The 21,793-nt window shown below is 73.5% G+C and carries 15 protein-coding genes and 1 pseudogene; 8 read left to right on the top strand and 8 right to left on the bottom strand.

All coding sequences use genetic code 11. The features are described 5' to 3' along the window. Positions 1-50: 50 nt before the first annotated feature. The gene (locus ABZ078_RS17740; RefSeq protein WP_356576190.1) at positions 51-1,034 is read right to left on the bottom strand and encodes an ABC transporter substrate-binding protein; all 984 of its coding nucleotides are present in this window, start codon (positions 1,032-1,034) and stop codon (positions 51-53) included. Positions 1,035-1,221: 187 nt separating this feature from the next. Between ABZ078_RS17740 and ABZ078_RS17735 the strand changes: the two genes are divergently transcribed. Further along, entirely contained in the window at positions 1,222-2,325 is a 1,104-nt protein-coding gene (locus ABZ078_RS17735) for an XdhC/CoxI family protein (RefSeq protein WP_356576188.1), read from the top strand. 59 nt (positions 2,326-2,384) lie between these two features. On the opposite strand, the gene ABZ078_RS17730 is transcribed toward ABZ078_RS17735, so the two are convergent. After that, positions 2,385-2,885, bottom strand: a complete 501-nt coding sequence (locus tag ABZ078_RS17730; RefSeq protein ID WP_356576186.1) for a metallophosphoesterase — start codon at positions 2,883-2,885, stop codon at positions 2,385-2,387. Positions 2,886-3,044: 159 nt separating this feature from the next. On the opposite strand from ABZ078_RS17730, the gene ABZ078_RS17725 reads away from it, so the two are divergent. Both ABZ078_RS17725 and rfbC read left to right on the top strand, forming a co-directional pair. After that, complete coding sequence (locus ABZ078_RS17725; RefSeq protein WP_356576184.1) at positions 3,045-4,973, top strand: glycosyltransferase family A protein; 1,929 nt, start codon at positions 3,045-3,047, stop codon at positions 4,971-4,973. Positions 4,974-4,977: 4 nt separating this feature from the next. Beyond that, complete coding sequence (gene rfbC, locus ABZ078_RS17720; RefSeq protein WP_356576182.1) at positions 4,978-5,592, top strand: dTDP-4-dehydrorhamnose 3,5-epimerase; 615 nt, start codon at positions 4,978-4,980, stop codon at positions 5,590-5,592. A 47-nt stretch (positions 5,593-5,639) separates the two neighbouring features. On the opposite strand, the gene ABZ078_RS17715 is transcribed toward rfbC, so the two are convergent. The 5 genes from ABZ078_RS17715 to ABZ078_RS17695 form a co-directional block, all read right to left on the bottom strand. Next, positions 5,640-6,446 (bottom strand): class I SAM-dependent methyltransferase, encoded by an 807-nt coding sequence (locus ABZ078_RS17715; RefSeq protein ID WP_356576180.1) that lies wholly within the window; start codon positions 6,444-6,446, stop codon positions 5,640-5,642. Continuing rightward, positions 6,433-7,314: a dTDP-4-dehydrorhamnose reductase gene (gene rfbD / locus ABZ078_RS17710; protein WP_356576178.1), complete on the bottom strand. Its 882-nt coding sequence runs from the start codon at positions 7,312-7,314 to the stop codon at positions 6,433-6,435. Before rfbD ends, ABZ078_RS17715 begins: the two co-directional genes overlap by 14 nt. Beyond that, positions 7,311-8,300, bottom strand: coding sequence for a dTDP-glucose 4,6-dehydratase (rfbB, locus tag ABZ078_RS17705; RefSeq protein ID WP_356576176.1), 990 nt, complete (start codon positions 8,298-8,300; stop codon positions 7,311-7,313). Before rfbB ends, rfbD begins: the two co-directional genes overlap by 4 nt. Beyond that, positions 8,297-9,364, bottom strand: a complete 1,068-nt coding sequence (locus ABZ078_RS17700; RefSeq protein WP_356576174.1) for a glucose-1-phosphate thymidylyltransferase — start codon at positions 9,362-9,364, stop codon at positions 8,297-8,299. The genes rfbB and ABZ078_RS17700 overlap by 4 nt, the downstream gene beginning before the upstream one ends. A 94-nt stretch (positions 9,365-9,458) precedes the next feature. Next, positions 9,459-11,915, bottom strand: a complete 2,457-nt coding sequence (locus ABZ078_RS17695; protein WP_356576172.1) for a SpoIIE family protein phosphatase — start codon at positions 11,913-11,915, stop codon at positions 9,459-9,461. A 187-nt stretch (positions 11,916-12,102) separates the two neighbouring features. Here ABZ078_RS17695 and lanKC point away from each other — a divergent pair, with 187 nt between their 5' ends. The 4 genes from lanKC (at position 12,103) to ABZ078_RS17675 (ending at position 18,823) form a co-directional block, all read left to right on the top strand. Next, entirely contained in the window at positions 12,103-14,712 is a 2,610-nt protein-coding gene (gene lanKC / locus ABZ078_RS17690) for a class III lanthionine synthetase LanKC (RefSeq protein WP_356576170.1), read from the top strand. A 61-nt stretch (positions 14,713-14,773) separates the two neighbouring features. Then, the gene (locus tag ABZ078_RS17685) at positions 14,774-14,890 is read left to right on the top strand and encodes a SapB/AmfS family lanthipeptide (RefSeq protein ID WP_301994747.1); all 117 of its coding nucleotides are present in this window, start codon (positions 14,774-14,776) and stop codon (positions 14,888-14,890) included. A 94-nt stretch (positions 14,891-14,984) separates the two neighbouring features. Next, positions 14,985-16,676, top strand: a complete 1,692-nt coding sequence (locus ABZ078_RS17680; RefSeq protein WP_356576167.1) for an ABC transporter ATP-binding protein — start codon at positions 14,985-14,987, stop codon at positions 16,674-16,676. Continuing rightward, a complete protein-coding gene (locus tag ABZ078_RS17675; RefSeq protein ID WP_356576165.1) occupies positions 16,673-18,823 on the top strand; it encodes an ABC transporter ATP-binding protein in 2,151 nt (716 codons plus the stop codon). Before ABZ078_RS17680 ends, ABZ078_RS17675 begins: the two co-directional genes overlap by 4 nt. Here ABZ078_RS17675 and ABZ078_RS17670 read toward each other — a convergent pair. Continuing rightward, positions 18,746-19,327 (bottom strand): annotated as a pseudogene (locus ABZ078_RS17670) (response regulator transcription factor); the annotation flags it as partial. The gene ABZ078_RS17675 and the pseudogene ABZ078_RS17670 sit on opposite strands and share 78 nt — an antisense overlap. A 310-nt stretch (positions 19,328-19,637) precedes the next feature. Here ABZ078_RS17670 and ABZ078_RS17665 point away from each other — a divergent pair. After that, positions 19,638-21,788, top strand: coding sequence for a SpoIIE family protein phosphatase (locus ABZ078_RS17665; RefSeq protein ID WP_356576163.1), 2,151 nt, complete (start codon positions 19,638-19,640; stop codon positions 21,786-21,788). The last annotated feature ends 5 nt before the right edge of the window (positions 21,789-21,793 follow it).

Here is a 21,793-nt window from a genome sequence, read left to right as displayed (position 1 = left end):
CCCACGCGTGGTCATGTCACCCGCTGCGCCCTCGGTCGCGGGGGGTGCGCTCACCGCAGCGCGGCCGTGGCCTCGTCGAGGACTATCCCGAGCGAGCGGGTGCCACGTCCCTTGGCCCACACCTCGGCGTTCACCTCGTGGACGTCACCGTTCCGCACGGCCGGGATCTTCCCCCACAGCGGGTTCTCGGCCAGCTTCTGCGACAGCTTGCCGTCCGTCTCGCCGAAGCTGATCGTCTCGGAGAAGATCACGTCGACGTCCGCCGCGAGGATCTCCTCAAGGCTGTAACTCCCCTCCACGCCCCGCGACTTCCAGGGGTAGTCGGCCAGCTTGGGGAAGAGGCTGGCGGCCACGTCCGCCTCCGGGGTCGCGACGCCGAAGTTCTCGTCACTGCCGTAGATGACGAGCGCGGTCTTGTCGCTCCTGGCCTGCTCGGCCTCGGCGAGCTTGGTGCGGAAGGTCTTCTCGGCCTTCTCGCCTTCGGCGGTACGGCCGGTGAGCGCGGCGGCGTCACGCAGGTAGCCCACGCTGTCCTGCCAGGTCTCCGGCTGCATGGGCCAGAACGTGGTCGCGCCCTTCAGCGCCGGAGCGAGCTTGCCGTGGGTGTCCTCCAGGCCGATGACGAGGTCGGGCTTGTGGGAGAGGATCGCCTCCACCTCGGGAGCGATGAAGCCGCCGGGCACGACGTCGACTTCCCTGGCCTTCGCCTCGCCCAGGAAGTCGGGGTGGGCGAGGAGTGCGCTGTTCGTCGCCGTGGGGACGATGCCCAGTTCGGTCAGGATGTCGTCGCAGAGCGCGAAGAGGCAGACGATGCGCTTCGGTTCCTTCTTCAGGGAGATCTTGACGCCGTTCGCGTCCGTCACCTCCCGCGCGGCCTTGATGGGTTCGACGGTGACGTCGGTCTTCGGCCCGGCCTCGGCGGCGGCGCTCCGCCGGCTCGCGGGTTCGGTGGAGGCACCGCATCCGGCCAGGACCGACCCCACTATCGCCGCCGCTGTGCAGCTCCGGACGAATCTCGACGGTGAGCGCAGCATCGATGCCCTCGCTTCTTCCTTGATGGTCCCCGGACGCACTGAACATACATGACAATCGTTTTCATCAAACCCGGTTCGTCGACGCCGGGTTCGACGCGGGGAAGGGGAACGGGAGAAATGCAGGTCAGGGGCCCGGCTGTTAGCCTCGCCAGGAGGTACCCACGAAGATCAGGAGGTACCCACGAAGATGCGGGACATTCTCCCGGTGATCGGCGGCTGGTACGCGGCCCGGACGCCGTTCGGGCTCGCCACTGTCGTCGCCACGAGCCGCAGCGCGCCGCGCGACCCCGGTGCCGCGATGGCGGTGGGTCCGGGCGAGGAAGTCGTGGGCAGCGTCTCCGGCGGCTGTGTCGAGGGGGCCGTCTTCGAGCTCGCGCGGGACGTGGTGGCGAGCGGCGAGGCGCGGCTGGAGACCTTCGGGTACAGCGACGAGGACGCCTTCGCGGTCGGGCTCACCTGCGGCGGCGAGATCACCCTGCTGGTGCGGCCCGTGACGCCCGCGAGCGACCCGTCGTTCGGGGAGGTCGCGGAGTCGGTCGCGGCGGGCCGTCCGGTGACCGTGGCGACGGTGACCGACGGACCCGCGCCGCGCGGAGCCACGCTGGCGGTGTGGCCGGACCGGGTCGCCGGCACGCTCGGCACATCCGGCCTGGACGCGGCGGTCACCGCCGACGCGCGCGGTGAGCTCGCCCTCGGCGCCACGGGACTCAGGCACTACGGGGCGCACGGCGAGCGCCGCGAGGACGCGGTCACCGTCTTCCTGCACTCCTTCGCACCGCCGCCCCGCATGCTGGTCTTCGGTGCCATCGACTACGCGGCCGCGGTCGCCCGCATCGGCGACTTCCTCGGCTACCGGGTCACGGTGTGTGACGCCCGCCCGGTCTTCGCCACGCCGAAACGCTTCCCGGAGGGTGTGGAGGTCGTCGTGGAGTGGCCGCACCGCTATCTGCGCGGCACCGACACGGACGAGCGCACGGTGATCTGCGTACTCACCCACGACCCGAAGTTCGACGTGCCGCTGCTGGAGGAGGCGCTGCGCCGGCCCGCCGCGTACATCGGGGCGATGGGCAGCCGCCGTACCCACGACGACCGGATGCGGCGGCTGGCCGGATCCGGGCTCACCGAGGGCGAGTTGGCCCGGCTGCGCTCACCGGTCGGGCTCGACCTGGGCGCCCGTACGCCCGAGGAGGTGGCCGTGTCCGTCGCCGCCGAGATCGTCGCACTGCGCTGGGGCGGCAGCGGCGCCCCGCTGACGGCGACCGTCGGCGCCATCCATCCGCGGAGAGCGTGATCGCGGTGAAACCGGCTCGGTGAAGGCCGGGGTGGCACCGAGGGGTACCGAAACCACCGTCAGCGCGGCGGCAGCCGGTGCAGCCGCACGTCCGTGAGGCTGCCCTCGGTGACGGTGGCGGTCATGTAGGTGCAGTGGGGCCGGCGTCGGCGGTCGGTCGGGGAACCGGGGTTCAGCAGGCGCAGGCCGGTGGGGGCGGTGGTGTCCCAGGGGATGTGGCTGTGGCCGAAGACCAGGACGTCGAGGTCGGGGAAGCGGGCGGCGCACCGCGCCTCGCGGCCCTGGGCGGGCCCGGTCTCGTGGACCACGCCGAAACGCAGGCCGTCGAGCTCGGCGTACGCCACCTCGGGGAGGCGGGCGCGCAGATCCGGTCCGTCGTTGTTGCCGTGGACGGCGACCAGCCGGGCGCAGCGGCTCTCCAGCAGGTCGAGCGTGGCCACGTCGACCCAGTCCCCGGCGTGGAACACGACGTCGGCGCGCGGGAGTTCGGCGAGGAGCGGGGCGGGCAGCTCCTTGGCGCGTTTGGGCAGGTGAGTGTCGCTCGTCAGCAGCAGGCGCACACCGTCAGGCTACCCGTGAAAGAGGACTTCGGCCGAGGTCGGCCGGGCACGGACGCGGTGTGATTGATCTGTGGACAAAACCGGTGGCAGGGTTAGGATTTGGCCACGAGCACCATAACCTGCCGCAAACGCACAGCGAACCCAGGGAGCTCGGAGCCGATGCCCGTCAAGGTCAGCGTCGTCGTCCCCGTGTACAACCCCGGGGCGTACATCGAGGAATGCATCGCCTCGCTGCTCGGACAGTCGCTGCCTCCGGACACCTACGAAGTGATCTTCGTCGACGACGGTTCCACCGACGACACGCCGGCCCGGCTCGACGCGCTCGCCGCCGCGGATCCCCGGGTGACCGTCCTCCACCAGGAGAACTCCGGCTGGTCGGGCAAGCCCCGCAACGTCGGCATCGCCGCCGCCCGCGGCGAGTACGTGATGTTCGTGGACAACGACGACCACCTCGGCGACGAAGCCCTTGAGCGGATGTACGACTACGGCGTGGCCAACGCCGCCGATGTGGTCGTCGGCAAGATGGCCGGCAAGGGCCGCGGGGTGCCGGTGGAGCTGTTCCGCCGCAACCACCCGCGCGCCACCGTCGAGAACGCGCCGCTGATCGACAGCCTCACCCCGCACAAGATGTTCCGCCGTGCCTTCCTCGACGACATCGGCCTGCGCTTCCCCGAGGGCAGACGCCGGCTGGAGGACCACGTCTTCGTCGCGGAGGCGTACCTGCGCGCGGGCAACGTCTCGGTGCTCAGCGACTACGTCTGCTACTACCACGTCCGCCGGGACGACGCCTCGAACGCCGGTTTCCAGCGCTTCGACCCGGGCGGCTACTTCAAGAACCTCCGCGAGGCCCTGGACGTCGTCGAGCGGTACACCGAGCCGGGCTCCCCGCGCGACCGGCTCTTTCGGCGCTGGCTGCGGGTGGAGATGGTCGAGCGGCTGCGCGGGCGGCGGCTGCTGGCCATGCCGGCGGACTATCGCCGGGAACTGTTCGAGGAGATCCACCAGGTCGTCGTGGAGCGCTTCGGGCCCGGTGTCGCGGCCGGGCTCCAGCCGACGCAGCGGGTGGTGGCGGCGCTGATCGCGGCGGACCGGTACGACGACGTCGAGGCCTTCGCCGAGTGGGAGGCCGGTGTCGCCCTCACGGCGGTCCCCGCGGGCGTGGCGTGGCAGGACGGCACGCTGCGGGTCGGCTTCACCGCCGAGTACACCACCGCCGGTGAGCCGATGACCTTCGCCGCCGACACGGCCCGTACGACACCCGACGGCCCGCCCGAGGACCTGCGGGCGGCCATCGCCTGGGTGGGCGCCGACACCGTCGCCCGGTTCGGCGGGGCCACCGCCGATCTGCTGCTGCGCGAGCGTGCCAGCGCCGCCCAGTACTTCCAGCCGGTGGAGTTCACTCGGGAGAAGGTGCCGGCCGGGGACGACGGCCGGGTCCGGCTGGTGCTGCGCGCGAGCGCCGCCGTGGATCCCGCCACCCTCACGCGCGACGGCGTGTGGGACGCCTGGGTCCGCGTCAAGCTGGGCGGCTGGACCAAGGAGTGCCGCCTCGGCCCCGCCCCGCGCACGAACCGCCCGGCCCCGCGCGCCGGTGTGGTCGGCGGCCACGTGGTCCTGCCGTACTGGACGTCACCGCACGCGAACCTCGCCCTCGACGTCGACCGCGCGACCCACCGCCTCGGTCTGGGCGCCCTCGCACCGGACGACGTCACGCTCGCGGGTGACCTGCTGCGCGCACCCCTGCCCCTCCACGCCCCCGAGGACGGCGCCCGGGTGTCGCTCCGCCTCACCTCGTCCGGCACCGCCCACGACGTGCCCGCCACCCTGGCGCCGCACGGCTCCGGGGCGCTGTTGCAGACCGTGTTGCCGCTCGGTGAGCTGAGGGGAGCGACCTGGCGGGCGGCGCTCGGCACGCCAGGTCCGCGTTTCCTCGCGCTGCCGTTCGCCCTGCGTGCCGGGGCCGGTGGCGTGCGGGTGGTGCGGCCTCCCGGCTCCGGGGCGCTACGACGCTTCGTCCGCAGGGCACGGCGCGGGCTCGGCACGGTTCTGGGACGGACGGCGACCCGGCTCCGGGCCCGGAGGAGGTGACGGGATGCGGTCCCTCGGGGTCGAAGGCGCCTGGGTGCTGGAGCCCAAGGTGTTCCCGGACGACCGGGGCAGCTTCCACGAGTGGTACCGGGGCGCGGAGTTCCGTGAGGCCACGGGCTACGACCTGTCCCTGGCGCAGGCCAACTGCTCGGTCTCCCGCCGGGGCGTGCTGCGGGGCGTGCACTTCTCCGACGTGCCGCCCGGGCAGGCCAAGTACGTGACCTGTGTGCGCGGCGCCGTCCTCGACGTGGTGATCGACCTCCGCGTCGGCTCCCCCACCTTCACGCGCTGGGAGGCCCTGCGTCTGGACGACTCGACCCGGCACGCGGTGTTCCTCGCGGAAGGACTGGGGCACGCCTTCATGGCCCTCACCGACGACGCCACAGTCGTCTACCTGTGCTCGACGGGGTACGCGCCGGCGCGCGAGCACGGGGTGCACGCCCTCGACCCGGAGTTGGGCATCGCCTGGCCGGAGCACATCACGCCGGTGCTGTCACCGAAGGACGCGCGGGCCCCGTCGCTGGCCGAGGCACGACAGGCGGCCCTGCTCCCGTCGTACGAGACCTGCAGGGCCCACTACGACCGGTCGCGCACCGGAAGCCGCTCGGCGACGCACTGAGCGGCGGGGCCGTTTCGACATGCGCACGACGACGACCCGGCGCGGCCCTACAGCCGGCCGCCGACCACTCCTTCGACCGCCTTCCGCAGCGGCTCCCACCCCCGCGACCGCCCGACACCCAGCTTGCGGGCCCGCGCCAGCGGCCGCCAGAAACTCGCCCCGAGCAGCGCCTGCGGCGTCACCGCCCCCGCCCGGTCGAGGATCGTCTCGGGCACCTTCTGCGGATCGGGCACCTCGTACTCGGCAACGATCTCCTCGTACCGGTCCCGCAGCACCGTGTTGCGGGGGTCGGCACCGAAGACGACGAGCTGCCCCGTGGGCCTGGTGTCGACGAGCACGGTCACCAGGTCGGGGCGGTGGCGCCCGAGGATCTCGGCGATCTTGTAGACGTCACCGGTCCAGGCGTCGGTGTGCCGGTCGCGGGCCGCCTCGTCGACGGTGCGCGGCAGCATGTCGTCGAAGACGATGACGCTGGCCCAGTCGGAGTGCCGCTCGATGTTCATGAAGTCGCGCAGCGCGTACTCGAACAGGTGCATGCCGTCGATGAACGACAGGTCGAGGACGGTACGCCGCCAGTGCCCGAGCGGGCCGCGGCCGCGGCGCAGGTTGCGCAGCGGGTGGCGGCCGCCCCTGAGGTGGACGAGCGGGTTGTCGCGGGCGAAGAAGTCGTCGCTGGTGGCCTTGACCAGGTGGACGTCGCAGCGGATCTCCGTGACCACCTTGAAGGCGGGGTCGACGGCGATGGTGGGGACGCGGGACAGTCTGAGGCTGCGGCCGTCGTTGACGCCGATCTCCAGGTAGTTGCGGTTCCCGCTGACCTTGTGCAGTTCCTTCAGGAACTCATGGCGTTTCACGCAGGGTCTCCTTGCGGATCAGGGGCAGTGCCTCGTGCAGGGCGGTGCGCCAGTCACGCGGGGGCGCGAGGCCGAGCCGCCGCCCGCGCTCGTGCGCGAGGACGCTGTACGCGGGGCGGGGCGCGGGCCGGGGGGATGCCTCGCTGGGGACGGGGCGCACCCGGTCGGGGTCGGCGCCGAGGAGCCGGAACACCTCGCGGGCCAGGTCGTACCAGGTGGCCTCACCGGAGTTGGTGGCGTGCAGGACGCCGGTCGCGTCGACGCCGACGCGCGGGGCGAGGTCGGCGATCGTCGCGGCGAGGTCGGCGCTCCAGGTGGGCTGGCCGCGCTGGTCGTCGACGACGTCGAGGGTGGCCCGGCGGGCCTCGAGCGCGATCATCGTGCGGACGAAGTTGCGGCCGTGCGCGCCGTGGAGCCAGGCGGTGCGCACGATCGCGCTCGCGGCCGGGAGTTCGGTCAGGACGGCCCGCTCGCCGGCGAGTTTGGTGCGGCCGTAGGCGGTGCGGGGGGCGGGGGGATCGTCCTCCGCGTAGGGCCGTCGGGCGTCTCCGGCGAAGACGTAGTCGGTGGAGACGTGGATCAGGCGGGCCGCGTGCGCGGCGCAGGCCCGGGCGAGGAGGCGGGGGCCGTCGCCGTTGATGCGCAGGGCGCGTTCCTCGTCCGTCTCGGCGGCGTCGACGGCCGTGTAGGCGGCGCAGTTGACGACCACGTCGGGGTGGTGGGCGGCGAGGGCGCGGTCGATGGCCTCGGGGCCGGTGATGTCGAGGTCGGCGTGGCCGAGGCCGGTCACCTGCTCGCCGCGGGTGAGGAGTTCCTCGACCAGGTCGCGGCCGAGCATGCCGCCCGCGCCGGTGACCAGCCACCTCATCCCCGCTCCTCAGCCACGCGGCGCTTGAGGGGTTCCCACCAGGCGCGGTGGTCGCGGTACCAGGCGACGGTGGCGGCGAGACCCGAGGCGAAGTCGTGGCGGGGCCGGTAGCCGAGTTCGGTGCGGGCCTTGGTCCAGTCGACGCAGTAGCGCAGGTCGTGTCCCTTGCGGTCCTCGACGTGCCGCACCCGGTCCCAGTCGGCTCCGCATGCCTTCAGCAGCAGGGCGGTGAGGTCCTTGTTGCTCAGCTCGGTGCCGCCGCCGATGTTGTAGATCTCGCCCGGCCGGCCCTTGGTGCGGACGAGTTCGACGCCGTGGCAGTGGTCGTCGACGTGCAGCCAGTCGCGGACGTTGCGGCCCTCGCCATAGAGGGGGAGCCGCTGTCCGTCGAGGAGGTGGGTGATGAACAGCGGGACGACCTTCTCGGGGAACTGGTGCGGGCCGTAGTTGTTGGAGCAGCGGGTGACGCGGACGTCCAGGCCGTGGGTGCGGTGGTGGGCGAGGGCGAGCAGGTCGGAGGATGCCTTGGAGGCGGAGTACGGCGAGCTGGGCCGCAGCGGGTCCCGCTCCGTTGCCGAGCCGGTCTCGACGGAGCCGTAGACCTCGTCGGTCGATATGTGCACGAAGGGTTCGACGCCGTGGCGCAGGGCCGCGTCCAGCAGGGTCTGGGTGCCGAGCACGTTGGTGAGGACGAAGTCGCGGGCGCCGTCGATCGAGCGGTCCACGTGGGACTCGGCGGCGAAGTGCACCACCTGGTCGGCCTCGGCCATCAGCTTGTCGACCAGTTCGGTGTCCCGGATGTCTCCGTGTACGAACTCCAGCCGGGGATGGCCGAGTTCGAGGTTGTCCAGGGTGCCGGCGTAGGTGAGCTTGTCCAGCACCGTGATCCGGGGCGCCTCGGGCGCGCCGGGTGCGTCGCGGGCGAGCAGGGTGCGGACGTAGGTCGAGCCGATGAAGCCGGCGGCGCCGGTGACGAGGAGGTTCATGTGTGGATCTGCACCTTGCTGTGGTCTCCGAGGACGAGGCGGTGGGCGCTGGGGACACTGGGCGCCGGGGTGACCTCGACATGACGCCCGATGAGCGAGGACTCGATCCGGCCCACGCCGTCGATCGAGGCGTCCCGCAGCACGATCGAGAACTCCAACTCGCTGTCGGTGATACGGCAGTTCTCCGCGATGGAGGTGAAGGGGCCGACGTAGGAGTCCGCGACGACCGTGCCGGAGCCGACGACGGCGGGGCCGACGATACGGGAGTTGACGATGCGCGCCCCCTCCTCGACGACGACCCGGCCGACGGTCTCCGAGGCGTCGTCGACGTCGCCGTCTATGCGGCGCGCGAGGCCCTCCAGGACGGTCCGGTTCACCTCCAGCATGTCGGCGACGTTCCCGGTGTCCTTCCAGTAGCCCTTGATGACCGTGCAGCGCACGTCGGCGCGGGCGTCGATCAGGTGCTGGATGGCGTGGGTGATCTCCAACTCGCCGCGCCAGGACGGTGTGACGGCGCGGACCGCGTCGTGGATCGCGGGCGTGAACAGGTAGACGCCGACCAGGGCGAGGTCGCTCTTGGGGTGCCGGGGTTTCTCCTCCAGGCCGATGACCTGGCCGCGGTCGTCGAGTTCGGCGACGCCGAAGGAGCGCGGGTCCTGGACGCGGGTGAGCAGGATCTGGGCGTCGGGGCGGTTGCCGCGGAACTCCTCGACGAGTTCGGTGATTCCGCCGACGATGAAGTTGTCGCCGAGGTACATCACGAAGTCGTCGTCGCCGAGGTAGTCGCGGGCGAGGAGGACGGCGTGGGCCAGCCCCAGCGGGCGTTCCTGGGGTATGTAGGTGATCTCCAGGCCGAACTTGGTGCCGTCGCCGACGGCGTCCTGGATCTCCGCGGCGGTGTCACCGACGATGAGGCCGACGTCGGTGATGCCGGCCGACGCGATGGATTCCAGCCCGTAGAAAAGCACGGCCTTGTTCGCCACCGGCACGAGCTGTTTGGCCGAAGTGTGCGTGATCGGCCTCAAGCGCGTACCGGCGCCACCGGACAGCACGAGAGCCTTCATCTGCTTCACCTTAGCCCGGATCTGGCCGATTTGAGCGTGCCGGGTTTGGCTTGTTCGTAACTTCTCTGCCGCCGGGCGTTCACCGGAGCCGGCCTCAACCGCCCAGCGCGAGCTCGCTCCACACCTGTTTTCCGCCGCTGACCGGCACCGTTCCCCAGACCGCCGACAGGGCCTCGACCAGGAGGATGCCGCGGCCGCCGGTGGCCTCCCAGCTGATGCTGGTCGGCTTGACCGGGGTGCGCGGTGAGGAGTCGGCGACGGCGACGCGCAGCCGGTTGTTGACGAGGGTGAGGTCGAGGCGCACCCGGCCGTCGGTGTGCACCAGGGCGTTGGTGACGAGTTCGCAGACGACGAGCAGCACGGCGTCCTGGTCCTTGGGCGGCACACCCCAGGCGCGCAGGGTGCGCCGGCTGAAGCGGCGGGCGTGGCCGACGGCCTGCGGGACACGCCAGACCGTCCAGCTCTCGCGCAGCGGGCGTACGGCCATGCCGTCGTAGCGCATCAGGAGCAGGGCGATGTCGTCGCTGCGGCGCGCGCCCACGAGCAGGGCGTCGGCGACGAGGCCGAGGTGGGCGGGGTCGGAGCGGGCGAGTCCGTGGGCGAGCCGGTCCATGCCCGCGTCGATGTCGGCCTCGGCGGACTCGACGAGACCGTCGGTGGTGAGGGCGACCACCGTGCCGGGCTGGAGCCGCAGCGGGCTCATCGGGAAGTCGGCCTGCCGCAGCACGCCGAGCGGCGGTCCACCCTCCGCCTCCGCGATCTGAGTGCCGCCGTCCGGATGGCGCAGCACCGGCGGGAGGTGTCCGGCGCGCACGCACCAGGCGGCGCCCTCCTCCAGGTCGACGTCGACGTAGCAGCAGGTGGCGAAGAGGTCGGTCTCCAGGTCCATCAGGAGGCGGTTGGCGTGGTGGACGACGACGTCCGGCGGGTGCCCCTCGGCGGCGTAGGCGCGCAGGGCGGTGCGCATCTGGCCCATGAGGGTGGCGGCGGCCGCGCTGTGGCCCTGGACGTCGCCGATGACGAGGGCCACGTGGTTGTCGGGCAGCGGGATCACGTCGTACCAGTCGCCGCCGACCTCCAGTCCTGCCGTGGTCGGCAGGTAGCGGGCGACGGCCTCCGCGCCGGGCAACCGGGGCAGGCGGCGGGGCAGGAGCTGGCGCTGGAGCATGCCGACGAGTTCGTGCTCGGCGTCGAAGGCGTGGGCGCGCAGCAGGGCTTGGCCGGCGAGACCGGCGGAGGCGGTGAGCAGGGCGCGTTCGTCGGGACCGAACTCGTGCGGGGTGTCCCAGCCGATCAGGCAGGCGCCGGCCATGCGGCCCCCGGCGGGCAGCGGCAGGACGGCCAGGCCGCCGGGGCCGACGTCGGCGAGGGCGGGCTCCAGCGGGGTGCCGGCGGGCCAGATCTGCGCCCGCCCCTCGCGCAGGGCGGCGGCGAGGGTGGGCATGGCACGCACGGGGGCGTCGGGCCACTCGGTGCGCCACTCCTGGCGCCACACCTGCGGCCAGGACTCGGGTTCGGGCGGGTCGAGGACGGTGACGACGAGACGGTCGTTCTCCAGCTCGGCGAGCGCGATCCGGTCGGCCCGCAGCGGTTTGCGCAGAGCGGTGACCACGGCGTGGCTGACGTCCCGGACGGTGCCGGCGGTGGCGAGGGCGGCGGCGAGGCGCTGGACGCGGGCCACGTCGGTGACCTCGGCGCGCAGGGTGGAGGCGTCGGCGACGGTACCGAGGAGACGGGCCGGCAGGCCCTCGCCGCCGGGCAGGAGGCGGCCGCGCAGCCGGAGCCACCGGGGCGGGCCGGCGGGCTGGAGCACCCGGAACTCCAGCTCGCGGTCGCCGATGGACATGTGGTCGGCCTCGACGACGGACATCAGCGACGGCAGGTCCTCCGGGACGGTCAGGCCCAGCAGGGTCTCGACCTTGCCGTCGAACCCGTCCGGGCCGAGGCCGAACAGGGCCAGGATGTCGTCGCCCACGTCGACGCGGCCGGTGTCCATGGCGAGGCTGAACGCGTTGGCCGGCAGCTCGCCGGCCTCGACGGCCGCGGGCCACGTGGGAAAGGCGACGGCGTCGGCGATCAGCTGCAGGCACGCGCGGTCGTCGGCGTCGAAGCCGCCGGGCCTCTCGCTCACGGCCAGCAGGCAGCCGCCGCCGTCGTCGCCGTGGGCGGGGAGGGCGGCCAGGTGGAAGTCCGGCGACGGTGTCCGCCGCGACTCCGCCGTGCCGGCGAGCTCCTGCGGGGCACGCCACACCGGGCGGCCGGTGCGATGGGCGTCGGCGATCGGGGACCGCCCGGTCGGGGCGTAGCCGTCGCGCAGCCCGTACATGGTCCGGGGCACGCCGACGGACTCGATCAGGCACAGCAGCTCGCCGTCCTCGCTCGGTGCGTACACGGCGGCGAAGGAGGCTCCCCCGAAGACGAGCGCCTGTTCGAGGACGCGGCGCAGCCGCTCGGGTGAGTCCGTCTCGACGGCAAGCGCCTTCAGGGCACCTTCGGCACGCACACTCCTCGTCCTGCGTCGCGCGGCGCCCTCAGTGACCACGTCCGCCATTACAGCGCTTGTGAGCCACCTACGCAGCCCCTGTGACCGTTCGATGAAGTGGTGACGAGGGCGGTGCTCGAAACCCTCCGAACAGTTCTTGACGCATGCGTTCCGCACGGCGATCTCGTGACAGCCATGACTGTCCATGCCCGCCGCCCCACTGGAAGTCTCGGCTGCGGACGACGGAGGGGGACGCATGGACAAGCGGTACGAGGTGTACGCGCTCGCCGACAGGCACTTCTACGAGACGCCTGAACGCATGTCCCAGGCGGCCCGGGGCCCCGCGCTCTACGAGACGGCTTGGCGCGAGGTGCCGGAGGGCTGGGACGCGGCGCGGATCGGCGACTGGCTGGCGCTCACGCCGCTCGGCGCGGACGGGGCGCGCGTGTCCGGCCCGGCCCAGGGCTGGAAGATCCACGCCTCGGCCACCCGGGCGAACGCCGAGCGGATCGCGGCGATCGTGTGGGACTACTGCGTGCCGCGGCGGATCCCGTTCAAGTTCGTGCCGGGCCCGCATCTGCTGCATCTGCGCAACACCAAGTACGCCGCCCGTGACACCAGCGGCAAGTTCGTCACCGTCTACCCCGCCGACGAGGAGCAGCTGCACAGGGTGCTGCGCGAGCTCGGCGGGCTCCTGGAGGGCTTCGAGGGGCCGTACATCCTGACCGATCTGCGGTGGTACGACGGTCCGCTCTACGTCCGCTACGGCGCGTTCGCGCGCACCTTCGTCGTCGACGAGCGCGGCTCGCTCGTGCCGGCGGTGCTGGACGGCGAGGGGAGGCGGGTGCCGGACCGGCGGGCGCCATCCTTCCAGGTGCCGGAGTGGGTGACGCTGCCGGCCTTCCTGGAGCCGCATCTGGCGGCACGCAACACGACGACGGTGGGCGAACTGCCGTACCGCATCGAGAAGGCGCTGCACTTCTCCAACGGCGGCGGGGTGTACGCGGGCACCGACACCCGGGACGGACGGCGGGTCGTGCTGAAGGAGGGCAGGCCGCACGCGGGGCTGGCCGCCGACGGGGCGGACGCGATCGCGCGTCTGGAGCGGGAGCGGGCCGCTCTGGAGCAGGTGGCCGGGACGGGGGTGGTGCCCGAGGTGCGGGACTGGTTCACGCTCGGCGACCACCGGTTCCTCGTCATGGACTTCGTTCAGGGGCGCCCGCTGAACTCGTTCTTCGCCGAGCGGCATCCGCTGCTCACCCCGGACCCCGACCCGAAGGCGGTGGCCGACTACACGGCGTGGGCGGTACGCGTTCACGGGGCGGTCGAGCGGGCGGTGGAGGCGGTGCACGCGCGCGGGATCGTCTTCAACGACCTGCACGTCTTCAACATCATGGTCGCGCCCGACGAGGAGTCGGTGGTCCTGCTGGACTTCGAGGCGGCGGCGCCGGTCTCCGAACAGGGCCGGCAGGTGGTCGCCCATCCCGGCTTCTTCGCCCCGCCGGACCGCAAGGGCGTCGACGTCGACCGCTATGCGCTGGCCTGCCTCCGGCTCGCCCTGTTCCTGCCCGTCACCACGCTGTTCGTGGTCGACCGGGGCAAGGCGGCCCACCTCGCCGAGGTGATCTCCCGCCAGTTCCCGGACGTGCCCCGCGAGTTCCTGGACGAGGCCGTCACCGAGATCACCCGCGGCACGACCGCGCCGGCACCGTCGTTCGTGGAGCCCGCGGACTGGCCGTACAGCCGCGACTCCATGGTCAAGGCGCTCCTGGCCTCGGCGACTCCGGAGCGGGACGACCGGCTTTTCCCCGGCGACATCACGCAGTTCTCCGACGGTGGCGGCCTCGGCCTCGCGCACGGTGCGGCGGGGGTGCTGTACGCGTTGGACGCGGTCGGCGCCGAACGGTACGAGGAGGGCGAGCGCTGGCTGCTGGCGCGGACCGCGCCACCGCCGACGGGCACGCCGCTGGGGCTGTACGACGGTCTCGCGGGCGTCGCCCACGTCCTGGACCGGCTCGGCCACCGGCAGCGCGCCCTGGACCTGGTCGCGCGGATCCTCGGGGAGCGGTGGCGGAACCTCTCCTCCGACCTGCACGGCGGGCTGGCCGGACTCGGCCTGGTGCTCGGCGAGTTGGCGCACGCGACCGGTGAGGCGGAGCTGCGGGAGCGTGCCGCCGAGGTCGCCGACATCCTCGTACGACGACTCGCGCAGCCGCTGCCGGACTCCCCCCGGCGACGCCGGGCCGGACTGCTGCGCGGTGCGAGCGGTCCCGCGCTGTTCCTGCTGCGGCAGTACGAACGGACCGGTGAACCGGGGCTGTTGGATGCCGCCGGGGTGGCGTTGCGCCGGGACCTGGAGTGCTGCGTGACGCACCCGAGCGGCTCGCTGGAGGTCGACGAGGGCTGGCGGACGCTGCCGTACCTCGGCGACGGGAGCGCCGGGATCGGGATGGTCCTGGACGACTACCTCCGCCTCGCTCGTGCCGCCGACGCGGACGGGGAGCTGGAGCGGGCCCGCGCCGGGATCCTGACCGCCGCCACCAGCCGCTTCTATGTGCAACCCGGCCTCTTCCAGGGGCGTGCCGGGATGATCCTGCACCTCGCCCGCACGGACACGCCGGGAGCGACCGGCGAGCGGCTCGCCGAGCAGATCGCCGGGCTCGGCTGGTTCGCGATGGACTACCAGGGCCAACTGGCCTTCCCGGGTCACCAGATGATGCGTCTGTCGATGGACCTGGGCACCGGAACGGCAGGATGCCTGCTCGCGCTGGGAGCGGCCCACGCGGCCCCCGGCGACCCGGCCACCGCACACCTGCCGTTCCTGCCGCCGCTCGGGCGGCCCTCACCACGCGGCTGCGCACTGTGACGGAGCCGTGACACCACCCCGTCCCCACGGGCGGACGACACCGATGAGGAAGGAAGACGACATGGCACTTCTCGACCTGCAGGCGATGGAGTCCGAGGAGCACACCGGCGGCGGCGGCGCGAGCACCCTCAGCCTGCTGTCCTGTGTCAGCGCGGCGAGCCTCACGCTCTGTCTCTGACGAGCACCGTGTGCCCATGGCTCCGGGCGGTCCGCTTCCCGCGAGGGAGTGGCCGTCCGGGGCCCGCGCGCACCGAGGGTGAGGCCGCCGCCGTATGACACAAGCCGTCAGGACGCTCCCCGGGCCGCTCGGTCCGACTCCCGCTCGCTGTCTGCTCCTGTGCCTGGTGAGCACGGCCGCGACCGGCGTCGGCCTGCTGCTGCCCGCCGCTCTGGGACACACCCTGGACCTGTTGCTGGCGCGGACTCCGGCGACGCGCTGGGTGGTGTACTGCACCGCGATCGTCCTCCTGCTCGCCCTGTTCGACGCCTGCGAGACCGTGCTGGGCGGCACCGTCGACGCCCGGACCACCGCTTGGCTGCGCCGCCGTCTGACCGGCCATGTCCTGGCCGTCGGCCCGCGCGCCGCCGCCCGCTTCGGGCCCGGAGACCTCGTCGCCCGCCTCGTCGGCAACGCCGCCCAGGCCGGCATCGCACCCACCGCCCGCGCCGCTGTGCTCGCCGCGCTCGCCGGACCCGTCGGCGGCATGGTGGCCCTCGCGCTGATCGACCCGTGGCTCGCGGCCGTCCTGCTGGCCGGAGCACCCGTGCTGGTGCTGCTGCTGCGCGCGTTCGCCCACGACACCAGGGAGTGCGTCACGCACTACCAGGAGGCGCAGGGGCGGATCGCGCAGGCACTCTCGGAAGCCGTCCGCGGCCACCGCACCATCGAGGCGGCGGGCACGGCCGAGCGGGAGACGGCACGGATCCTGCGGCCCCTGCCGGAACTGTCCCGGGCCGGGCACCGCATGTGGCGAGTGCAGGGCCGGGCCGCGGGCCGGTCGGTGGCCGTGGCCCCGCTGCTCCAACTCGGCGTCGTCGCCGTGGCCGGAGTCCTGCTCGCCCGGCACCGGCTGACGGTGGGTGAGGTGCTCGCGGCCTCCCGGTACGCGGTCCTCGCCACCGGGGTCGGTGTCCTGGTCGGACACCTCGCCGGCCTGGCCCGGGCCCGCGCGGCCACGGGGCGCCTGCACGAGGTGCTCGCGGAGCCGGCGCCCGCTCACGGCGAGCGGGATCTTCCCCCTGGGCCGGGCCGGCTGGAACTGCGCGGTGTGACCGCCGTACGTGGCGGGCGTGCCGTGCTCGACGGGGTCGACCTCGTGGTGCCCGGCGGGACGACACTGGCCGTCGTGGGCCGGTCGGGCGCGGGCAAGTCGCTGCTCGCCGCGGTCGCCGGGCGGCTGGCCGAGCCGGACGCCGGCGAGGTGCTGCTCGACGGGGTGCCGTTGCGTGAACTCACCCACGACGCGCTGCGCCGGGCCGTCTCGTACGCCTTCGAGCGCCCCGCCCTGCTCGGCGGCACGGTCGAGGAGGAGATCGGCCTCGCCCTGTCGTCCCCCTCCCCCGCCCGCGTCCGGGAGGCGGCCCGCACGGCCCACGCGCACGAGTTCGTGCGCCGCCTCCCCCACGGGTACGCCACCGCGGTCGCCGACGCCCCGTGCTCCGGCGGTGAGTCCCAACGCCTCGGTCTGGCCCGGGCGTTCGCGCACGGCGGGCGGCTGCTGATCCTCGACGACGCCCTCTCCAGCCTCGACACGGTGACCGAGGCCCGCATCACCGCGGCCCTCGTGCACGACGGTCCGCACGGCGGCACCCGGCTCCTGATCGCCCACCGCGCCGCGACGGCCGCCCGCGCGGACGCGGTGGCCTGGCTGGACGGGGGCCGGGTTCGGGCGGTGGGACCGCACGAGGAGCTCTGCGGGGTCCCGGAGTACCGGGCGGTGTTCGCGGACGGGGAGCGGCCATGACCGAGGCCGTCCACCGTCGTGGTCTGCGTTTCCTCCGGGATCGGTGGCGGGTCCTGGTGCGCCTGGCCGGCTGGTCGGTGCTGGAGACCGGGCAGACCTTCCTCACCGGGTACGCGCTCGCCCAGTCCCTGGACGAGGGGTTTCTGACCGGACGGCCCGGGACCGGGCTGGCCTGGCTCGCGGTGGCCGGACTCGGTGTCCTGGTCGGGGCGTACGGCACCGCGCGGGTGTACGGCGCGGTCGCCGCGTTGGCCGAGCCGCTGCGGGACCGGCTGGTCACGCGGGTCGTCGCGCGGGGCGTGCGGGAGGCGGACGCCGGGGCGCTGTCCGGGCTGACCCAGCAGGTCGAGATCGCGCGGGACACCTTCGCCGGGCTGGTGATGGTGTCACGTTCGTTCGTGTTCACCGCGGCCGGCGCCGTCGTGGGGCTCGTGTCGCTCGATCCGCTGCTCCTGCTGGTCGTCGGGCCGCCGCTCGCCGCCGGTCTGGGCCTGTTCGCGGCGACGCTGCGACCGCTGGCCCGCCGCCAGGAGGCGTTCCTCGTCGCCGACGAGGCGCTGGCCGACGGTCTCGCCGCCGTCTGTCCGGGGCTGCGGGACATCACGGCGGCCGGTGCGGAGGAGCGGGTCGCGGCCGTCACGCGGCGCCAGGTCGACGCCGAGCGGCGGGCCGCCTGCTCCCTCGCCCGCTGGGGCGTCCTGCGCGTGGCCTCGCTCGCGCTCGGCGGACGGCTCCCCATCGTGCTGCTCCTGCTCTGCGCACCCTGGCTCCTCGCCCACGGCGTCACCCCCGGCGCACTGGTCGGCGCCCTCGCCTACGTCACCCAGTCCCTCCTCCCGGCCCTGCGCAACCTGATCCACGGCTTGGGCACGAGCGGCTCCCGACTGGCGGTGGTACTCCGCCGACTGACCCGCGAACCCTCCGCTGACGCCGCACTCCGCACCGACGAGGCCCCCTGCGGAACGGGACGACCAACCACTGGGCGGACAAACCGCGAGCCCTCCCCCCGGGCCGGACTCTGTATCAGCGAAGCCCTCTCCGAGGCCCAACGGCCTAACGGCGAAGCCCGCTCCGAGCCTGGACCGCCAACCCACGGCCCCTCCACCGAGGCTGCGCGGCCAACCCACGGCCCCTCCACCGAGGCCGGACGCACAACCCTCGACCGACCCGCCGGGGCCGGTGCCGCTGCTCCTAGGCCGGAGCCCTCCACCCGCCCCATCGGCGCCCGCACCCCCACCGCACGCCCCGCCCACCCGGCCACAGCGCCCTCCGCCCCACCCGCCCTCTCCCTCGCCTCCGTCACCTTCGCCTACGGCCCCGCCGCGGCCCCGGTCATCGAGGAGCTGGACCTCACCGTCCCACCCGGCGCCCATCTGGCCGTCGTGGGTGCGAGCGGCATCGGGAAGTCCACGCTCACCTCGCTGATCGCCGGGTTGGTGGAGCCGGCACGCGGAACCGTCCGGCTCGGTGGTCACCCGGTGCCCGGGCCGGAGGCCGCCGCGCTGCGGGTGCTCATCCCGCAGGAGGCGTACGTGTTCACCGGCACGCTCGCCGAGAACCTCGGACATCTGCGGCCGGACCCCGTGCCCGAGGCGGAGCTGCTCGCCGCGGCCGATGCCGTGGGGCTCCTTCCGTTGCTCGAAGCGCTCGGCGGGCCCGGCGCGACGGTGGACCCGGCGGCGCTCTGCGCGGGCGAGCGGCAACTCGTCGCCCTGACCCGGGCCTATCTGTCACGCGCACCGCTCGCCCTGCTCGACGAGGCGACCTGCCACCTGGACGCGCGGGCCGAGGAACGTGCGGAGCGGGCCTTCGCCGACCGGCCCGGCGGCACCCTGGTCGTCGTCGCGCACCGCATCAGTTCGGCCCGCCGCGCCGACCACGTGCTGGTCATGGACGGCCCCCGCACGGCGTACGGCACACACGACGAGCTCCTGTGCCGCTCGACCGCCTACCGCGATCTCGTGGGCGGCTGGTCACCCGTGCCGTCACAGCCAGCCCTCGCCCTGGGAGATCCGGATCGCGTCGATGCGGTTGCGGGCACCGGTCTTTCGGGTGATGGCGGCCATGTAGTTGCGCACGGTCCCGTGGGACAGATGCAGGTTCCCCGCGATCTCCGCCACCGAGGCTCCCTCGGCGGCGAGGGATAACACGCTCAGCTCCCGCCCGGTCAGCGGCATTTCGGCGGCCTTGAGGAAGCCGAAGCCCAGCGAGTCATCGACGAAACGTTTCCCTTCGGCGACGTGCCGGATCCCGCGCACGAGGCTCTCGGGCGAGCCCTCCTTGTCCACGTAGCCGAGCGCCCCCGCCTCGGCGGCCCGCTTCAGCAGCCCCGGCCGGTTCGCGCCGGCGAGCACGAGGAGCCGCGGCGGTGTCCGGCCCGCCTCGCGTGCGCACAGGTCGCCCAGCGGCGGGATGCCGTAGGCGTCCGAGCAGTCGAGGTCGGCCGCGCAGACGTCCGGCCGCACGGACCGCAGACGTACGGACGCACTCCGCCACGAGGCGTCGTACACCCCGAGGTCCGGTTCCCGGCGCAGCCACTGCGCCAGCACCGATCTGACCAGACACGCGTCATGCACCAGAAGCACCCGGATCACTGCTCGTCCCTTCGGCTCGCCGTACACCGGTTCCGTGGTCACAAACGCGTGCCCCATTCTTCGCGTGCCGCACCGCCACCGGGCGCGAAGAACCGGCCATCAGGGTGCGCGGGGGCGCACACGCGGCGCCCGTACGCGGCCACGCGCTTCGAGTCCGGAGGCATGGCCCTGGGCCGAAGGGGTATGCGGCGCACTCGCCAGGACGCGGGTACCCGTGCGCCGCGCGCGGGCCCGCGCCCGTGCCGGCGTCCGTGCCCCTGGGCGCTCGCCGTGCGCGAAGGGCCGTTACGGGGGAGATTTGAGCCCTGGGGGCCCGCTGCCGTGTCAGCGGCTCGGGTCGCCACCGGGGCGCGCCCGGTGCGAGGAGGTGGTCGGCGTGTCCGAAGGGCAGACGTCCGCCCAGGCGCCGGCGGCCGCGAGAACGCGGGTCGGCCGGCCGCTGCTGTCGCTGGCGCTGGCGTCGATCATGGACGAGGTGCACGCGCACTCCGGTGCCGTGTACCTGCTGGCCGCCGACGAGCCCGTACTGGAGATGGCGGTGATGGCGGGGCTGCCCCGGGCGTTCGCGGCGCCGTGGGAGCGAGTCGGGTTGAGCGCGCCGATCCCGGTCGCCGAGGCGGTGCGGGAGCGGCGGCTCGTCTGGGTCCGGGGCGAGGAGGACATGGCGGCCCGGTATCCGCGTATCGCCGTCGTGCTGCCCTATTCGTTCGCGCTGGCCGCGCTGCCCGTGGCCACCGAGACCACCGCGTACGGCGCGATCTTCGTGACCTGGCCCGGCTCGCATCCCCCGGAGCTGTCGGAGCGGGACCAGGAGCATCTGACCGCCGCCTGCCGGCGGCTCGCGGTGCGGCTGGAGCGCGCCATGGAGGACAGCCGCCCGCCGCTGCCCGAACCCGACCTGATCGCCGGACCGGCGTTCAGCGGCTCGGCCGGCACGCTCGGCACGGTGGAGGCGGCACGGATGGTGTCGCGGCTGCCGTACGGACTGTGCTCGCTCGATCTGCACGGCCGGGTCAGCTTCGCCAACCCGGCGGCGGCCGAGCTGATCGGTGTCCCCGTCAACCGGCTGCTCGGCAACCAGCTGTGGGCCGTGGTGCCCTGGCTCAACGACCCCGTGTACGAGGACCGCTACCGGGCCGCGCTGATGAGCCAGCAGACCACGTCGTTCGTGGCGCTGCGGCCGCCCGGCGACTGGCTGTCGTTCCGCATGTACCCGAGCACGACCGGCCTGAGCGTGCGCATCAGCAGGGCCCGCGCGGTGGCCGAGATGGGCCGGGGCGGGCCGCTGCCCGGGGAGGCGCCGGCCCGGCTGGTGACCATCTCCCAGGTGCTGAGCCTGGCCGGCGCGCTCACCGAGGCGGCGGGCGTGCAGGACGTGGTGCAGCTGGTCGCGGACCAGATCGCGCCGGCCGTCGGCAGTCAGGCCCTGGTCCTGCTGGGTTCGCGGGCGGGCCGGCTGCATGTGCTCGGGCACCGCGGCTATCCGGATCCGCAGCTCGTGGAGCGGTTCGACGGCATGCCGCTGACCGAGCAGACCCCGGGCACCCACGCCCTCACCACCGGTGTGCCCGCGTTCTTCGACTCCCGGCAGGAACTGGAGCGGCTGTATCCGGCGCGGCACGCGACGCCTGACGGTTTCGCGGCCTGGGCGTATCTGCCGCTGATCGCCTCCGGCCGGCCGGTCGGCACCTGTGTGCTCGCCTACGCCGAGCCGCATCCGTTCCCGGCGGACGAACGGGCGGTCCTGACCAGCCTGGGCGGGCTCATCGCGCAGGCGCTGGAGCGGGCCCAGCTCTACGACGCCAAGCACCAGCTCGCGCACGGCCTCCAAGCCGCCCTGCTCCCCCACTCCCTGCCGCCGCTGCCCGGCGTCGACGCGGCCGCGCGCTATCTGCCCGCCACGCAGGGCATGGAGATCGGCGGCGACTTCTACGACCTGGTGCCGACGGAGCGGGGCCAGACGGCGGCGGTGATCGGGGACGTGCAGGGCCACAACGTCACCGCGGCCGGCCTGATGGGCCAGATCCGCACCGCCGTACGGGCGTACACGACCGTCGGCCAGGCGCCCGCGGACGTCATGCGCAGCACCAACCGGCTGCTGCTCGATCTCGGCGCCGACCTGTTCGCGAGCTGCCTGTACCTGCGCCTCGACCCGGAGCACGGGCGAGCGGTGATGGCCCGTGCCGGGCATCCGCCGCCGCTGCTGAGGCGGCCGGACGGACGGGTGCGGGTGCTCGACCTCGCGGGCGGCCCGCTGCTCGGGATCGACGGCTCGCCCACCTATCCGACGACGGAGGTCGAGCTCACGCCCGGCTGTGTGCTCGTCCTCTACACCGACGGCCTGATCGAGTCCCCGGGCGTCGACATCGAGGACGCCCTCGCCGATCTCGGCCAGGTGCTCACCGAGGCCGGCGACCGGCCCTTGGACGAGCTGGCCGACCTCCTCGTCCAGCACAGCGCCTCGGTACGGGAACGGGTCGACGACGTGGCGCTGCTGTTGTTGCGGGCGCGGGGGTGAGGGAC

Source organism: Streptomyces sp. NPDC006385, from assembly GCF_040612485.1.
Classification (GTDB): domain Bacteria; phylum Actinomycetota; class Actinomycetes; order Streptomycetales; family Streptomycetaceae; genus Streptomyces.
Note: the sequence above shows the minus strand (reverse complement) of the source record. Positions and strands in the feature narration are given on the sequence as shown.

Bases quoted from the DNA above. Each gene is read 5' to 3' on its own strand.
- ABZ078_RS17740 (WP_356576190.1), bottom strand. From the start codon at position 1,034: ATGCTGCGCTCACCGTCGAGATTCGTCCGGAGCTGCACAGCGGCGGCG.
- ABZ078_RS17735 (WP_356576188.1), top strand. From the start codon at position 1,222: ATGCGGGACATTCTCCCGGTGATCGGCGGCTGGTACGCGGCCCGGACG.
- ABZ078_RS17725 (WP_356576184.1), top strand. From the start codon at position 3,045: ATGCCCGTCAAGGTCAGCGTCGTCGTCCCCGTGTACAACCCCGGGGCG.
- rfbC (WP_356576182.1), top strand. From the start codon at position 4,978: ATGCGGTCCCTCGGGGTCGAAGGCGCCTGGGTGCTGGAGCCCAAGGTG.
- rfbD (WP_356576178.1), bottom strand. From the start codon at position 7,314: ATGAGGTGGCTGGTCACCGGCGCGGGCGGCATGCTCGGCCGCGACCTG.
- rfbB (WP_356576176.1), bottom strand. From the start codon at position 8,300: ATGAACCTCCTCGTCACCGGCGCCGCCGGCTTCATCGGCTCGACCTAC.
- ABZ078_RS17700 (WP_356576174.1), bottom strand. From the start codon at position 9,364: ATGAAGGCTCTCGTGCTGTCCGGTGGCGCCGGTACGCGCTTGAGGCCG.
- ABZ078_RS17695 (WP_356576172.1), bottom strand. From the start codon at position 11,915: ATGGCGGACGTGGTCACTGAGGGCGCCGCGCGACGCAGGACGAGGAGT.
- lanKC (WP_356576170.1), top strand. From the start codon at position 12,103: ATGGACAAGCGGTACGAGGTGTACGCGCTCGCCGACAGGCACTTCTAC.
- ABZ078_RS17685 (WP_301994747.1), top strand. From the start codon at position 14,774: ATGGCACTTCTCGACCTGCAGGCGATGGAGTCCGAGGAGCACACCGGC.
- ABZ078_RS17680 (WP_356576167.1), top strand. From the start codon at position 14,985: ATGACACAAGCCGTCAGGACGCTCCCCGGGCCGCTCGGTCCGACTCCC.
- ABZ078_RS17675 (WP_356576165.1), top strand. From the start codon at position 16,673: ATGACCGAGGCCGTCCACCGTCGTGGTCTGCGTTTCCTCCGGGATCGG.